Genomic DNA, 15,276 nt, shown 5'->3' with positions numbered 1-15,276 from the left:
GGGTTTCTGTGTCTATCAGGCTCGCAAGTCTGAGGCCTCTGAATCGCGCTGATGTCTTCTGACACTCTCTGATGCGACAGGTCATGTGGAAGCAGACGCACGTGACAGACAGGCACAAAAAACCCCGCCCAAAGGCGGGGTGGTCCTCCACACGCCCGGCATGGCTGAGGGGAGGGCACTCGGGACGCTCGACAGGGCGCAACGAGATGTCTAGAGCATAGCGTTGTGTGACCGCGATGGCTAACGGCAAAACCCGTATTGCACCGCAACAATCAATGACTTGGATCAATTTCGCGGTGATAAGATCAATTTTTCTCTTATAACGTGTTTGTTGGCTACTGATCAGAGGCTCGGGTCGAGCAATACGCGACCACTGATGGTGCCGTCGAGCATCGCTTCTGCACGTTCCGCCAGCGCATCCAGCCCGACCGTTTCCAGCTGCATCCGTGAATGCAGATTGGCCGGCAATGACGCCAGGCGCTGCCAGACTTGTTGGCGACGTTGGGCATTGATCATCACGCTATCTACTCCCAGCAACGACACACCGCGCAAGATGAACGGCATCACGCTGGTCGGCAGGTCTGCCCCTGCGGCGAGTCCAACGGCGGCGACCTTGCCGTCGTAATGCATCTGCGCCAGCAGATTGGCCAATACCTGACCGCCTGCGGTGTCGACAGCGCCCGCCCAGCGACTCTTCTCCAGTGGGCGACCCTTGGCTTCGAAGTCGCTGCGTAGGTGAACCTCATACGCACCGAGTGACATCAGCCAGTTGCGTTGCTCAGCCTTGCCGCTGACGGCGTGCACTTCAAAGCCTAGCTCGGCCAGCATCTGCACCGCCCAGCTGCCGACACCTCCAGTAGCGCCAGTAACGATCACCGGGCCTTGCTGTGGCGTCAGGCCTGCTTCTTCGAGACGCATCACGCACAGCATGGCGGTCAGGCCGGCAGTCCCGAAGGCCATGGCCTGTTCGGCACTCATGCCCTCAGGGCGTGCTACCAGCCACTCGGGCTTGACGCGCATGCGCTCGGACAGCCCGCCCCAATGGCGCTCACCCACGCCCCAGCCGGTCAAGATGACCTCGTCACCGACCTGATGATCTGGCGACTCGGAGCTCACCACGCGCCCCGTCAGATCAATGCCAGGCACGAAGGGCAGCTCTCGCACGATCTTGCCGCGCCCAGTGATGGCGAGTGCATCCTTGTAGTTGAGGCCGGAGCGCTCGATGTCCACCGTGACCGGCAGGTTGGGCAGCTGGTTATCCTCAAGCTCGACCACTCGGGCGCGGGGGGCGTCTTCGTGCAGCATCAGTGCGCGTGACATGGCGTTCTCCTGTTATTTGGCTGACCGCTTTCTATGGATACGTCTCGCTAGGTGTTTTTCGTAAAACACTGCACTTATTCCATGAGTCCAGGGTGAAAAAACCTCTGGAACAAAGCGCATTGCTTCACCTTGCCTGCAAGACGCAATACGGGGAAGACCTGCGATTCCGACATTGGGATGACATCGACGCAACACTATCGGTGACAAGCCAGCCTGCATCATTCAAATAAAGCTGCGTACCGTCATCAGCCCGACTAACGTCATGAGCACCGTATAGGGCAGTGCCATCCAGACCATGCGGCCATAGGAGAGCCTGACCAGCGGTGCGATGGCGGAGGTCAGCAGAAACAGGAAGGCCGCCTGACCGTTGGGCGTCGCAACACTGGGTAGATTGGTGCCGGTGTTGACCGCGACTGCCAGCGCATGGAAATGCTCACGAGTGATGTTGCCGGCCAGGTACTCATTCTTGACCTGGGTGATGTAGACGGTCGCCACGAAGACATTGTCGGAGATGGCTGACAGCAGACCATTGGCCAGAAAGAGTGCGCCGGCCTGCTCTTCGATTGGCAGGCTCAACACCCACTGAATGAAGGGCTGGAACAGATGCTGCTCGTGAATCACCGCCACGATGGTGAAAAAGACGATCAGCAGAGAGGTGAAGGGCAGCGCCTCCTGGAATGCTCGCCCGATCTGATGTTCATCAGTGATGCCGTTACCGGCGGTCAGCAGAATGATGACCGCCAGCCCGATCAGCCCGACCTCGGCCAGATGCAGCGCCAGCGCGAGTACCAGCAATACGGCGACGACCGCCTGCACGATCAACGCTGCGCGCTCGCGCGATGTGCGGCGGGTATCTTGATAGCGGTCATAATCCTCGAGTATGCGGCGTACGCTGGCCGGTAGACGTTGGCCATAGCCGAACCAGCGGCCGCGCTCGAGCAGGACGCAGAGCGCGAGGCCAGCGAAGAAGGTCGGGACGGTCACCGGTGCCATGGCGAGAAAGAAGTCGATGAAGTCCCAGTCAGCCGCCTTGGCGATGACCAGATTCTGCGGCTCACCGATCATGGTGCTGACACCCCCAAGCGCGGTACCGACCGCGCCGTGCATCAGCAGGGAGCGTAAAAAGCCGCGGAAGTCCTCGAGGTCTTCGTTATGGATAGCCTCGACGCTGACATCGTTGGCGTGATCATGCTGGGTATCGAAGTTCTTGCCCGAAGCGACCTTGTGGTAGACCGAGTAGAAGCCCACCGCGATGCCAATGATGACGGCGGTGACGGTCAATGCATCAAGAAAGGCCGACAGCAGGGCGCTGGCGAGGCAGAACATCAGTGAGAGCCAGATCTTGGAGCGCACGCCAAGAATGATCTTGGTGAAAGCGTAAAGCAGCAGCGGCTTCATGAAGTAAATGCCCGCGACCATGAACATCAGCAGCAGGATGACGGGCAGATTGCGCTCCATCTCCAGCATGATGGCGCCCGGTGATGCCATGCCAATGGCGACGGCTTCGAGGGCCAGCAGCCCGCCTGGCTGCAGGGGGTAGCACTTGAGCGCCATCGCCAACGTGAAGATGAACTCGGCCAGCAATAGCCAACCGACGATCACGCCACCCTGTGGTCCGCTGAACCACAGCAGCAGTGGATTGGTGATCAGAAACAGGCACATCAGTTGCTTGTACCAACGTGGCGACTGTCCGAGGAAGTTGCGGGCCAGTCCATAGCCGAGAGTCTGACGGTCTTCACGAGGCGTGGAATTCATGGGCGATTCCCGTTTCGATACATTGTTATTGTTGGAGTGGCATCGTGAATGATGCGGCGGATACCTTCTCGCGTCCGCTTTGGTATCATCGCCGCCATTATCGAGCGCTGTTCTGCATTAGAGCATGCTCGGCCATTTGGCTCCGGGTAGTCTTTGGTCTTGAAACGAGACCTTGAAAACTGACATCGAAACCGATTTTGAAACCGGCCCTGCGCAGTTTTTTCAGCTGCTTCTGCACGAGATATGAAGATGAAATCACGTCATACCGGCTTAACCCATCTCAGGTATTCCACGCGCTACTCGCTCAAGGGCCTCAAGGCTGCCTGGAGCAATGAAGAGGCTTTCCGGCAAGAAATAGTGCTATGCGCGTTGTTACTGCCGTTTGCCTGGTGGATTGGTGATTCACATGTCGAATGGCTGCTGCTGGTGGGCTCCAGCTTGAGTGTACTGATGGTCGAGTTGCTCAATTCGGCAGTGGAGTCTGCGATTGATCGTATCGGCCCCGAGTTTCATGAGCTGTCGGGACGCGCCAAGGATCTGGGCTCAGCGGCAGTGATGATCAGTCTTATCTTTGCGGGCCTGACGTGGGGCACGCTGCTATACGACAAGCTGTTCGGTTGACCCTTGTTCGACAGGCCCTCATCTGGCCGGAAAGATAACGTCGCACATGGCATGCAGCACATGTCATGTGCCGACGGCCTCCGTTATGCTGAGCACTGGATCGAAGGAGACGACCATGCCCCAGCCCGCCCCCGCGCTATCCGATCAGCTACTTCCTGCCGACTTCTTGCCGCTCTCGGCACTACTGGCTGAGCAGTCTGACGAGAGTCGCGCAACCCTTGAAAGCGCCGCCCATAGCGCGCTTGAACGCCTCAATGACAGTCTGGCGCAAGCGCTCAATCTCAGTGAGATGCGCGGTGATGAGACATCGCCGTTGGCGGCTTTCACGGCGTTGGATGAGGCACAACGCTTGCAGTTGGGGCGGCTGTTGACGCTGTCTGATTTTGCCCTCGATACCCTCTGTCGTCGTCCTGAGCTGCTGGCGGAGTTGATCGCCAGTGGCGAGCTGGAGCGCGCCTTGCCGACGGCTGAACTGGCGACACGGCTGGGTGAGGCATTGGCAGCGGCGGCTGACGAGAAGGCGATGCAGAGTGTACTGCGCCGCTTTCGGCAGCGTCGCATGCTGGGCATCGTATGGCGTGATTTGAATGGCGCCGGGATGTGGGATACCGCCGCCGCCGTCTCCCGACTGGCCGAGGTCACGCTCGAGGGAGCGCTTGGCTGGCTGGAGACCTCGCTGGCACCGCGTTATGGGCAGCCTGCCGTTGATCGTTTCGGTGAGCCACAGCGTCTGGTCGTGTTGGGCATGGGCAAGCTGGGAGCCGGTGAGCTAAATCTCTCCTCCGATATTGATCTCATCTTCGCTTTCCCGGACAAGGGTGAGACGGAAGGGGGGCGCAAGTCGCTGGATCATCAGGAGTACTTCACTCGCCTTGGCCAGAAGTTGATCGCTGCGCTGGATGCGATGACCGCCGACGGCTTCGTGTTTCGTGTCGATATGCGGCTGCGTCCGCTGGGAGATGGTGGCCCACTGGTCGGCAGCTTCTCGATGTTGGCCAGCTACTATCAGGACCAGGGGCGTGAGTGGGAACGCTACGCGATGCTCAAGGCACGTCCGGTCGCTGGCAGTGTGGCGGCAGGCGAGCGACTGATCGCGCATCTGCGGCCCTTCGTCTATCGCAAGTATCTCGATTTCGGCGCCATTGAATCTCTGCGCGAGATGAAGGCGATGATCAATCGTGAGGTCAAGCGTCGCGGGCTCTCTGACAACATCAAGCTCGGTTCTGGCGGCATTCGCGAAGTGGAGTTTGTCGCTCAGGCTTTCCAATTGATTCGGGGCGGTCGTGAGTCGGAGTTGCAGGTCACCTCGCTTAAGCAGGCCTTTGCGCGCCTGCCGGCACTGGGCTTGCTGCCTCAGGCCGTGGTCGATGAGCTGGTGCCGGCTTACGTCTTCCTGCGTGACCTTGAACATGCGCTGCAGGCGCAGGCCGATCGTCAGACTCAGACGCTACCGCTGGACCCTCTCGGACGTGAGCGTCTCGCGCTTGCGATGCATCTCACTGATTGGGACGCGCTGTGTGAGCGTCTCGAGGCTGTTCGCACACGCATTCGTCACCACTTCGATAATGTGATTGCCACACCGGAAGATGAAGAGGGTGAGCCGGCTGACGGTCAGCTGGCGCTGGATGAATGGCGTGCGCTGTGGCGCGGCGAATTGACGACGGAGGAGGGAGAGGCACTGTTGGCTGACAGCAGTTTCGAGGCACCTGCTGAAAGCCTGCGTCGACTCGATACACTGCGTCGCTCCCGCGCCGTGCAAGGCATGCAGCGTATAGGCTTTGATCGTCTGGATGCCTTGATGCCACCACTGCTTCAAGCGCTGGGAGCCGCGGCGGGCGACCCGGAAAAGCCTGGTGAGCATGATGCCAGTCGAGTACTGGAGCGTGTCTTGCCCTTGATCGAGGCCGTGCTGCGCCGTACCGCCTACCTGGCGCTACTGCGTGAGAATCCCGATGCCTTGGCTCAGCTGATGCGGCTGTGCGCCGCCAGCCCGTGGATCGCCGAGCAGTTGGCGCGCTATCCGGTGCTGCTGGATGAACTGCTGCACCCACATAATCTCTATTCGCCTGCCGACAAGGCGCGCCTCGCCGATGAGCTACGTACCGCACTGTCACGCATCCCCGAAGATGACGAAGAGGCGCTGCTGGAGGCATTGCGTGTGTTCCGCCATGCACAGGTCTTGCACGTGGCGGCCTCTGACATCGCGGGTGCACGACCGCTGATGAAGGTCAGCGACTATCTGACCTTCATTGCCGAGGTGGTGTTGGAACAGGTGTTGGCGATGGCGTGGAAGACGCTGACCCGCAAGCACGGCTTCCCGATGGGTCATGATGGTCAACCGATCAGCGGTGATGGTTTGAGTGGCTGCTTCGTGGTCGTCGGCTATGGCAAGCTGGGCGGTATCGAGCTGGGGTATGGGTCAGATCTTGATCTTGTCTTCCTGCATGATGCCGCTGGCAAGGGCCAGACAGATGGGCCGCGTCCGCTCGACAACCCGCTGTTCTTTACGCGTCTCGGCCAGCGCATCATCCATCTACTGACCGCCGTGACACCGGCCGGTGCGCTCTATGAAGTCGACATGCGCCTGCGTCCGTCTGGAAACTCGGGGCTGCTGGTGTCGAGCCTGACGGCCTTTCGCGATTACCAGCTCAACCAGGCGTGGACCTGGGAGCATCAAGCGTTGGTGCGCGCGCGCGCCGTGGCGGGTGATCCAGTGTTGGCGCTGGCCTTTGAGGAGGTGCGCCGCGAAGTGCTGGCGCGCAAGCGCAATGGGGACAGTCTGCGCGAGGAGGTCATCGCCATGCGGCACAAGATGCGCGATCACCTCGGTAGTTCTATCAAGGACCGCGAGGCTGGCCAGTTCCATCTCAAGCAGGATGCGGGGGGCATCGTCGATATCGAATTTCTCGCCCAGTACTGCGTCTTGTCGATGAGCCACCAAGTGACGGGGTTGCTGGAGTGGAGCGACAACATGCGCCTGCTCGAGACGTTGGAAGCCTGTGGGCGCCTGCCCGGCGAGCAGGCCAGTGAGCTGCGTGAGGCCTATCTTGCCTATCGTGATGCGAGTCATCGTTTGGCGTTGGAAAAGCGCAGCAGCCTGGTGCGATTGAATCAATATCCGCTGCTGGCCATGCATCGTGAGCGCGTCGTCGCCATCTGGCAGGCATTACTGTGTGAGTCGACTTCTGTCTGAATTGACTGCCTCTTTCATGGTCGGGCGGCATTGAACGACATATCAATGCTGGCAATTTTCTGCTTCCATCCCCAGTGAATAAGCTATCAGCCAATATCACTGGAGAAGTCAGAATGCTGGAATGGATCGGCAATAACGCGAAGAGCATCTCGGCAGCTGCCAGCATCGGCTCGTTTTTCATCTGGCTGGTCTATGCGCAACTGCTGTATCACAACTTTCGCCGCCAGCGCCGTCCGCGCGTGTTGATAAACCGCGGCAAGAGCAAGGGCATCGATAGTCTGTGCATCATCAGCAACATGAGCGCCGAGTCGATTTTTATCGAGCACATCATCGCGCGTCTTGAGACCAATTGCGGCAGCCTGCTGATGGATGTCACCGAGTTTGAGCGCAATTATCAGGAAGGAGATGAAGGCGGCAATATCGATGGTGATCGAGAGTGGCGCATCGCCGATACCACCCGCCAAGGGCCATTGGAATCCGGCAAGTTCTTGCACATTGGTACCTTCTCTGAGGTGATCGAGCGCATCGCGCGGCGCAGCGGGCTTGATCTTGAAGGCCATTGGCCCTGTCATGAACAGGTTGAGTTTCAGCGCCTGACACTACGCATCATCGGCATTTACGGCAGTGAAGATCACCCCGTTGGGGTTGAGCGCTCCTTCCTGCTCCGTAACGAAGATAACGTCTGTGTACTTGATCCCGAGCACTGGGATTCGCGCCGACTGTCCTCGCATTGGCAGCGTCACAAGCTCAAGCAGCTATTGCTGCGTATCAGTGGCGAGGACATCAGTGCTCAATCCACCTTCGTGTATCCCGAGAAAAGTGATGAGCATGAGCGGGCATGAGTCAGGGACTGTCATTGCCAGTACAAGGCGCAACGCTGTCAGGGCTGCGGGGATGGGGTAGGCTTTAGCAATTCCTGGAAAATGCCTGTATTCGTCGACTCTTCAGACAACGCCTCGGCAGCCCACCCACGGAGAATCACGGATGCAGGAACGCGTCACGCCCTTTCAGCTGTTTATTCTAGTGATATCGCTCTATGTCATTGGTGCGATGGTGGCGGATCTTGTCTTTGATCTCACCCCACAGGTTCAACAGCTGCTGCAGTACATGGATTACGTGGTTTGCCTGTTCTTCTTCATCGATTTCTGCAAGCGTTTCGTTAGCGCTCCCAGCAAGCTCGCGTACATGAAGTGGGGCTGGATTGACTTGCTGGCCTGCATTCCTGCTGGCTTGTTTCAGGGCGCGCGCTTGTTTCGCGTGGTGCAGGTGCTTCGCGTGCTGCGAGCCATCAAATCGATGGAGATGATCTGGCGTTTGCTGTTCCGTAATCGTGCTGAAGGTGTCTTCGCGTCAGCAGCGACGGCCACGGTCTTGTTGGTTGCTTTTGGCGCCATCACCATGCTGATGGTAGAAAGCCCCAACCCTGATAGCCCCATCAATACTGCGGAAGAGGCACTGTGGTGGGCAGTCGTTACCGTGACCACCGTGGGGTATGGCGATTTCTATCCGATTACCACGCTGGGACGAGTCGTTGCAGTATTGTTGATGGTCGGTGGAGTGGGGCTATTCGGTAGCTTCGCGGCTTACATCAGTTCAATATTCATTGCGGATGGCAGTGAGCAGGATGCACGCGCCGCGCGTGCACAGCGTGATATGACGCGCACCCTTTATCATCAGATCAGTGAGCTGACCGTCGAAGTACGTGAGCTGCGAGCACGGCTGGATGAAGTGGCCGAGACACAGGGTGAACCACTCGCGGAGCGAGAATTACGTCGTGAGGCGCTACGTCGTGAAGCGCACCATGAAATGGAACAGCGCTATGAGGAGACTCCTTCATCAGAGAAGGGGATGCCAGACGCCGACAAGTGATTGGCAGGCCGGCCTGTGCCAGCCATGAAAAAGCCCTCGGTACCGTAAAGGTACCGAGGGCTTTTTTGATACGACAGGACTACGAATCAGTCAAAGTTGCGCGAGTAGAAGATCTCGAGCATTTCGCGACGTAGACGACCTTCGATATTGGTGGCTTCCTCGAAGGTCAGCTCGCGACGCGAGGTGCCGAAGAGGTAGTTGTCCAGTTCGAAGTCCTTGAGCAGCATCTTGGTATGGAACATGTTTTCCTGATACACGTTCACATCGACCATCTGGTAGGCACGCTTGGTGTCTTCCGCCAGGTAATCCTGGATGGAGGTGATGTCGTGATCGATGAACAGTTTCTTGCCATCCACGTCCCGCGTGAAGCCACGGACACGATAGTCCATGGTCACGATGTCGGAATCGAAGCTGTGAATCAGGTAGTTCAGCGCCTTCAGCGGGCTGATCATGCCACAGGTCGAGACATCGATATCGAGGCGGAAGGTGCTGATGCCGTTGTCCGGATGAGATTCAGGATAGGTATGCACCGTGACGTGAGACTTGTCCAGGTGGCCGACGACCGTTTCCGGTAGCGGGCCCGGGCCCGGCTCGGTCTGGGTAGCATCCTGTTCTTCCAACTCGTGCTCAGCGATCAGAATGGTGACGCTGGCGCCGTGTGGCTCATAGTCCTGACGTGCGATGTTCAGCACGTGAGCACCAATGATGTTGGTCACGTCCTTGAGAATCTGGGTCAGGCGTTCGGCATTGTAGAGTTCATCGATATAATCGATATATGCCTTACGCTGTTCTTCGGTCTGCGCGTAGCAGATGTCGTAAATATTGAAGCTCAACGAACTGGTGAGGTTGTTGAACCCGTGAAGGCGGAGTTGATCGCTCACGTCCAAGCCTCCTTGAGATGGGAGGGTGGTATGACATCCGGTGCGTCTCTCAAAATGAAATAAGTGACGAGCATCGGGCCGAAGAGGTGGTTTTATCGCGCTCACAATGGGGTCACTGACCTGTGAACTGCCGAGAAGACTACCGGTTTGAGGGGCGTATTATGCACAGGCAGGGCTGACACGCCAGCGTCAATTCCTGCTGTTGGTCATCAGTGGCTCTTGCTATCCATGATGACAACCCGCTACCAGCACTGTCATGCGGTAGCGGGAGAGTACTCACTTATCAGGATGCGATGTCCACAACCTCGTAGGAGTGACTGATCTCGACACCACCCGCCGTCAGCATCAGTGAAGCACTGCAATATTTCTCGGCGGAGAGTTCAACGGCACGCTTGACCTGTGCATCCTTGAGATTACGACCGCTGACCACGAAGTTGACGTGGATCTTGGTAAATACGCTGGGCACGGTATCCGCACGTTCTGCGGTCAATTCAGCGTGGCAATCGGTGACTTGCTGGCGCGCCTTCTCGAGAATCTGGATGACATCAAAGCTGGTGCAACCGCCCAGCCCCATCAGCATCATCTCCATCGGACGTGGGCCGGTATTGCGACCGCCATTCTCTGGGTTGCCGTCCATCACAACGCTATGGCCACTGCCGGATTCGGCGAGGAACTGGCGACCGTCGGTCCATTTGATGCTGACGTTCATTGCCATTGCGCAATATCTCCTATTGATAGTCTCGTGACGTGGGCCGTCAGCGCACGGCCCACATGATCGCGGTACACAATAGCATCGTCATCGCTGCGCTCGGAGGAACGTCCGGCGATGAGCTTATGCTCTCGTGGCCTGCTTACATCCCGCTATTGAGCAGCGTATCCAGTTCTGCCAGTCGCTCAGGAGTGCCGACATCAATCCATTTTCCACGATGATGATAGCCCCTCACTTCACCGCGATGCATGGCGTCGCGCAGTAGTGGTGCCAGCTTGAAGACGGCATTGGTGTCGCACCATTCGTCGTTGTCAGCGATAGCGTGTCGAATCAGTGTCGGTGATAACCAGGAAAGGCCGGAGAACGTCAGGCGATTGCCTTCCTGATCCCTTGCCTCATCGCGCACCATTCCTGATGGCGTGAGCAGGAAGTCGCCTTTGGGATGATGAGGTGGGTTATCCACAAGTACTATCCCGGCAAGCGGTAGTGGATTGAGCTGTCGGCTCGCTATGGCCTCACTCATTAACTGGGGCAGGTCAGCATCACACCACACATCACCATTGATGAGCAGGAAGGGGGTGTCATCAGCATCATCGACTGTCAGCGCGTTGGGTAGTGACAGCGCGCGTGCAATGCCCCCGCCGGTTTCCAGCGGAACCTCTTCACGGGAAAAGGCCAGCGTCAGTGTGTGCTGATGGCCTTGCCAGCTGGCCTGCAAGAGTCCTTGTGGGCCTGACGTAGCGCCGAAGTGATTGAGAATCCGTTCGGCGAGATGGCCAACATTGATGACCACCTTTTCCACACCTGCTGCCTCAAGGCGTAGCAGGTGATGCTCCAGCAGTGGTAGTCCGGCGACCTCAAGCAGCGGCTTGGGTGTGTGATCGGTCAGCGGACGCATGCGTGTCCCGAAACCGGCAGCCAGAATCATTGCGCGCATCAGGTAAGCCCTTGCTCGGAGGCGGAGGTCTGGGGGGCTGCATCACGCATCAGGCGCGCAGCGCGGTCGGCGAGTGCCGCCAGCTCATCATAGTCATCGAGATTGATCTCGGGACGCTCACCATTGGCCAGACGTAGATCACGGACTTCACTTTCGTGCGCGAGGCGCAGGGAAAGTGCGGGTGTCAGTACTTCGTCCAGCCAATGTGTAAAGGGCGTCAGTTCCGGGCAGAAAGCCAGTCCTTCACGCAGGTGACCAAGGAAGCGCGGCATCAGTGTCAGGTAGCGCGGCTTGGCATCGCGTAGGGTCAGGCGGGCAAAGATGCCGAGAATCTTGAGGTTGCGCTGCACCCCCATGCGCTCGACGCTCTGGCGATATTCCAGCGGTGATGGTGCGGGCAAGCCAGTCACAGCATAGCGCGGCAGGGCAGCGAGGCGGGCCTGCTCGATCCAGCGTGCCATGGCGGATTCTGGCCAGCGCCAGTGACGATCTCGCAGTAATGAGACGAGATCGTAGTTTTCAGGGCCGGTAACGGCATCCTGAAAATCAATTATCCACAGGTGGTCCTGGGACTGACTGGCATCGGCATGCAGAAACAGATTTTGCGCATGGAAGTCACGGTGTACGGTCACGACCGGCTGAGCACGCGCGGCCTCTAGCAGTTGGCGGGAAAGTGACTCCCAGGCGGCGTAGCGACGGTCATGCGGCATGTCGAGTAGCTGACCGAGGCACCATTCCGGGAAGAGGTCCAGCTCAGTCTTAAGGTTCGCATCATCATAGGCAGGAAGGTCAGCGAGCGGCAGTTCATGCAGGCCCTCCAGCAGACCGATGGCTTCACCATAATAGTGATCAGCGGCATCGACGCTTGTCAGTGCGGTCATCAGCGGCGTGTCGCCAAGGTCTTCTAGCTCCAGAAAGCCCAGCGTTTCATCAAAAGCATGTACGGTCGGTAGCGGAAGGCCAGCTTCGCGCCATTGGCGAGCGATAGCGACGAAACCGTGGCTGTCCTCTTTTTCGGGCGGCGCATCCATCAAAATACGCGCGGGTATCGAAAGAGCGGTATCCTCGAGATGCAGGCGAAAATAGCGTCGGAAGCTGGCGTCGTCGGCCACTGCGCTCATGCGGACTACCTCGGGAGTGAGGTCGTGTCGGGCGGCGGCCCAGGCGTGAAGAGCCTGGCGGCGGGCGTCGGATGTCATGGGGCGGGGCTCCTGTCGTCGTATACGGGGGCCGGCTGTCAGTTGACGCCTGTGCCGCGGCCCCGCATGCTATCGGGTGGTGACCCACAAGGCAGGCGGAACCGGCAAGCAGGAAGGCCGGTTGCTGGGCCTGTATAATACCGATTCCCTCAGCCAAGGACACAGAGCAGCCATGGCCCAGCGCAGCCATTCATCACATCCGGGCAAGCCGGTGTCCGACCTCGGACGGCAGTCTCGTCGTCTCGTGAGCCCTTCGATGTCGACAGTTATGTTGAACGGCGAGCGGCCAACATGGCGGCTAAAGCCGCTGGTGTTTCGTCTGCTATGGACGCTAGCCCCCTTGGCTGCTGGCGCACCGTTGATGGCACAGGCGGCCCCGCCGGAGCCTCTGTCGGCCAGTCAGCTGGACTGGCAGCCGTACGATGACGCGCCTCGCGGGCAGCTATGTAGTGGCCGCTATGTGACGCCAGCCTATCGGATTGATGCCGGTGATACGCCTGAGCAGGTCACTACCTCCGCTGACAAGGCCAATTACGGTAATGATGGTGCGGCGACCCTGATGGGTGAAGTTGTGCTGCGTCGAGGCGATGCTCAGCTGGAATCGCCGGAAGTCAGCGTCAATGAGGCGCGTGATACCGCCACCGCCAAGGGGCCGACCACATATCGTCAGCCTGGTGTGCTGCTGCGCGGTGATGATGCCCGCGTATCGCTCAATAGCGATGCCGCCAGTGTTGATAATGGCCACTATGTCTTTCACAAGCAGCGTATCCGAGGGGATGCGGTGCAGTTGGCGCGTCTGGAAGATGGCCGCTATCGCCTGAAAGATGCCAGCTTCACCTCCTGCGAGCCGGGCAACAGCCTGTGGCGTCTGGTCGGTAGCGACATCACCATCGATCGCGAGTCCGGTTGGGGCGAGGCAACTCACGCGCGCATGGAAATGGGCGGCGTGCCGGTCTTTTACTGGCCCTATGTCCGCTTCCCGGTCGATGACCGCCGCCACACAGGTCTGCTGTGGCCGCAGATCGGTTACACCAGCTCCAGCGGCTTTGACTATGCCCAGCCGATCTATCTGAATCTGGCGCCCAACTACGATGCCACCATCACACCTCGCTACATCTCTGAGCGTGGAGAGATGCTGGAAGGCGAATTCCGTTACCTGCTGCCGAATGGCGACGAAGGTTCCCTTGAGGGTGCCTGGCTTGCCGATGATGACGGCGGCAGTGATCCTGACGATGACGAAGAAGATCTCATCGGGGAAAATCGCTGGTATATCAACTATCAGCAAAGCGGTCGCGTCAATGCGAATACCGGCTATCGTCTCAAGTATGGCGCCGCATCTGACGGTAACTACTTCGATGACTTCGGGCGTAATTTCGGTGAGACCGAAACGGATAGCCTGGAGCGTCTGGCAGAGATCAACTATCGCGACGATACCTGGAATCTCGAGTTCAAGGCGCAGGGTTACCAGCGCATGGACTATCCGCTGGATAATGACGACAAGCCATTCTATCGCCTTCCCAGCTTGACGGCCGATGGACGTTGGAACCAATCAAACGGTTTCTATGAAGAGTGGAATTCCAATGTCACCTACTTCTGGCGCGATGTGGATGAGACGGATAGCGATATTCCGGTAGACGAGGCCGCCAATGGGACACGCTTGCGTCTGGCGCCGGCGCTTGGCTGGCGTAGTGATCAGAGCTGGAGCTTCATTGAGCCACGCGCCCAGTTGGTGAGCCTTACCTACGGCCTCGACTATGGCGACCGTGAAACCGACCGTGATGCCAGTACCTCTGCCACCATCCCGGTGCTGTCGCTGGATAGTGGTCTGATCTTTGATCGTGAAACAGAGCTCTTTGGCGAAGGTTATAAGCAGACGCTGGAACCGCGCCTCTACTATGCCTATGTGCCGGAAGTCGACCAATCTGATTTCCCGGACTTCGATACTTCTGAGGATGCCTTCAGCTGGAATCAGCTATGGTCGCCGTATCGCTTCAGCGGCGGGGATCGTGTCGGGGATACCAACAAGGTGTCCTACGGTGTGTCGTCGCGCTTCATCAACGATGAGAGCGGCCGTGAGCGCCTCAAGTTGGGCGTGGGTCAGTCGAGCTATCTGTCGGATCGCAATATCGACATGGATGGAGATCCGGACAAGACGTCCCGCTCCGATTTCGATAGCTATTCCGATTACTACCGCGCGACGCGCGATCGCTCGCCGGTCGTCTTCCAGGCGGATCTGGTGCTCAATGATCAGTGGACGGCCACGCAGGCTGTATTCCAGGACTTTGATCGTGGCGTGACCGAAAGCGCTCAGACTTCACTGCGTTATCGGGGAAAGAAAGGCACGGTACTGAACTTTGGCTTCAATCGTGAGATCGAAGGCTTCGTGCCTTACGATGATGAGGATGAGGATGACGTGCTGGGTTACACCCGCAACGAATGGGACTTCTCCTTTGCGACGCCGGTAAGTGAGAGCTGGTCGTTACTGGGACGCTATCAGTACGACAGCACCAACTCTCGTGCGTTGGAGAAGGTGCTGGGCGTCCAGTACAACGACTGTTGCTACGGTGTGCAGGTGACTTGGCGCGAATGGCAGGATGATAACGACACTGCCAGCACTGTCTCTGATGATGAAGAGAAGAACGGTATCTTCCTGACCTTTGAGTTCAAGGGGTTGGGAGGCGTTGGCCGCGGAGCTGACAGCTATCTGGAGCAGGCTGTGCCGGGCTACCGTAACGCTGGTTTCTAATTCGCTGCGACGGTTCGTGCATGATTACGTCAGGGCGCTGCCGACA

The 15,276-nt window shown here is 58.5% G+C and carries 11 protein-coding genes; 5 read left to right on the top strand and 6 right to left on the bottom strand.

All coding sequences use genetic code 11. The annotated features are described in order from the left end of the window. Window positions 1-342: 342 nt before the first annotated feature. Entirely contained in the window at window positions 343-1,320 is a 978-nt protein-coding gene (locus BF12_RS0105795; RefSeq protein WP_024951454.1) for an MDR family oxidoreductase, read from the bottom strand. 222 nt (window positions 1,321-1,542) lie between these two features. Continuing rightward, window positions 1,543-3,075, bottom strand: a complete 1,533-nt coding sequence (nhaB, locus tag BF12_RS0105790; RefSeq protein WP_024951453.1) for a sodium/proton antiporter NhaB — start codon at window positions 3,073-3,075, stop codon at window positions 1,543-1,545. A 249-nt stretch (window positions 3,076-3,324) separates the two neighbouring features. Here nhaB and BF12_RS0105785 point away from each other — a divergent pair, with 249 nt between their 5' ends. The 4 genes from BF12_RS0105785 to BF12_RS0105770 all read left to right on the top strand — a co-directional run bounded on the left by BF12_RS0105785 (window position 3,325) and on the right by BF12_RS0105770 (window position 8,758). Beyond that, a complete protein-coding gene (locus BF12_RS0105785) occupies window positions 3,325-3,696 on the top strand; it encodes a diacylglycerol kinase (protein ID WP_024951452.1) in 372 nt (123 codons plus the stop codon). A 115-nt stretch (window positions 3,697-3,811) separates the two neighbouring features. After that, a complete protein-coding gene (gene glnE / locus BF12_RS0105780) occupies window positions 3,812-6,889 on the top strand; it encodes a bifunctional [glutamate--ammonia ligase]-adenylyl-L-tyrosine phosphorylase/[glutamate--ammonia-ligase] adenylyltransferase (RefSeq protein WP_024951451.1) in 3,078 nt (1,025 codons plus the stop codon). 113 nt (window positions 6,890-7,002) lie between these two features. Then, window positions 7,003-7,731: a hypothetical protein gene (locus BF12_RS0105775; RefSeq protein ID WP_024951450.1), complete on the top strand. Its 729-nt coding sequence runs from the start codon at window positions 7,003-7,005 to the stop codon at window positions 7,729-7,731. 142 nt (window positions 7,732-7,873) lie between these two features. Beyond that, window positions 7,874-8,758 carry an ion transporter gene (locus tag BF12_RS0105770; protein WP_024951449.1) on the top strand — a complete coding sequence of 295 codons (885 nt, stop codon included), beginning with the start codon at window positions 7,874-7,876 and terminating at the stop codon, window positions 8,756-8,758. A gap of 86 nt (window positions 8,759-8,844) precedes the next feature. On the opposite strand, the gene speD is transcribed toward BF12_RS0105770, so the two are convergent. From speD to BF12_RS0105750, 4 genes are all read right to left on the bottom strand, one after another. Then, a complete protein-coding gene (gene speD / locus BF12_RS0105765; RefSeq protein ID WP_024951448.1) occupies window positions 8,845-9,639 on the bottom strand; it encodes an adenosylmethionine decarboxylase in 795 nt (264 codons plus the stop codon). A 283-nt stretch (window positions 9,640-9,922) separates the two neighbouring features. Continuing rightward, on the bottom strand, window positions 9,923-10,348 hold the full coding sequence (locus tag BF12_RS0105760) for an OsmC family protein (protein WP_024951447.1): 426 nt from the start codon (window positions 10,346-10,348) through the stop codon (window positions 9,923-9,925). A gap of 142 nt (window positions 10,349-10,490) precedes the next feature. After that, the gene (locus tag BF12_RS0105755; protein ID WP_024951446.1) at window positions 10,491-11,285 is read right to left on the bottom strand and encodes a nucleotidyltransferase family protein; all 795 of its coding nucleotides are present in this window, start codon (window positions 11,283-11,285) and stop codon (window positions 10,491-10,493) included. Beyond that, on the bottom strand, window positions 11,285-12,484 hold the full coding sequence (locus BF12_RS0105750; protein ID WP_024951445.1) for an aminoglycoside phosphotransferase family protein: 1,200 nt from the start codon (window positions 12,482-12,484) through the stop codon (window positions 11,285-11,287). The genes BF12_RS0105755 and BF12_RS0105750 overlap by 1 nt, the downstream gene beginning before the upstream one ends. A 256-nt stretch (window positions 12,485-12,740) precedes the next feature. Here BF12_RS0105750 and BF12_RS0105745 point away from each other — a divergent pair, with 256 nt between their 5' ends. Next, the gene (locus tag BF12_RS0105745) at window positions 12,741-15,230 is read left to right on the top strand and encodes an LPS-assembly protein LptD (RefSeq protein WP_248623626.1); all 2,490 of its coding nucleotides are present in this window, start codon (window positions 12,741-12,743) and stop codon (window positions 15,228-15,230) included. Window positions 15,231-15,276: the final 46 nt, after the last annotated feature.

Source organism: Cobetia crustatorum (assembly GCF_000591415.1).
GTDB classification, from domain to species: Bacteria; Pseudomonadota; Gammaproteobacteria; order Pseudomonadales; family Halomonadaceae; genus Cobetia; species Cobetia crustatorum.
This window is presented reverse-complemented; position numbering and strand designations above follow the sequence as displayed.

Bases quoted from the DNA above. Each gene is read 5' to 3' on its own strand.
- BF12_RS0105785 (WP_024951452.1), top strand. From the start codon at position 3,325: ATGAAATCACGTCATACCGGCTTAACCCATCTCAGGTATTCCACGCGC.
- BF12_RS0105745 (WP_248623626.1), top strand. From the start codon at position 12,741: ATGTCGACAGTTATGTTGAACGGCGAGCGGCCAACATGGCGGCTAAAG.
- BF12_RS0105770 (WP_024951449.1), top strand. From the start codon at position 7,874: ATGCAGGAACGCGTCACGCCCTTTCAGCTGTTTATTCTAGTGATATCG.
- BF12_RS0105795 (WP_024951454.1), bottom strand. From the start codon at position 1,320: ATGTCACGCGCACTGATGCTGCACGAAGACGCCCCCCGCGCCCGAGTG.
- BF12_RS0105755 (WP_024951446.1), bottom strand. From the start codon at position 11,285: ATGCGCGCAATGATTCTGGCTGCCGGTTTCGGGACACGCATGCGTCCG.
- BF12_RS0105775 (WP_024951450.1), top strand. From the start codon at position 7,003: ATGCTGGAATGGATCGGCAATAACGCGAAGAGCATCTCGGCAGCTGCC.
- BF12_RS0105760 (WP_024951447.1), bottom strand. From the start codon at position 10,348: ATGAACGTCAGCATCAAATGGACCGACGGTCGCCAGTTCCTCGCCGAA.
- BF12_RS0105750 (WP_024951445.1), bottom strand. From the start codon at position 12,484: ATGACATCCGACGCCCGCCGCCAGGCTCTTCACGCCTGGGCCGCCGCC.
- nhaB (WP_024951453.1), bottom strand. From the start codon at position 3,075: ATGAATTCCACGCCTCGTGAAGACCGTCAGACTCTCGGCTATGGACTG.
- glnE (WP_024951451.1), top strand. From the start codon at position 3,812: ATGCCCCAGCCCGCCCCCGCGCTATCCGATCAGCTACTTCCTGCCGAC.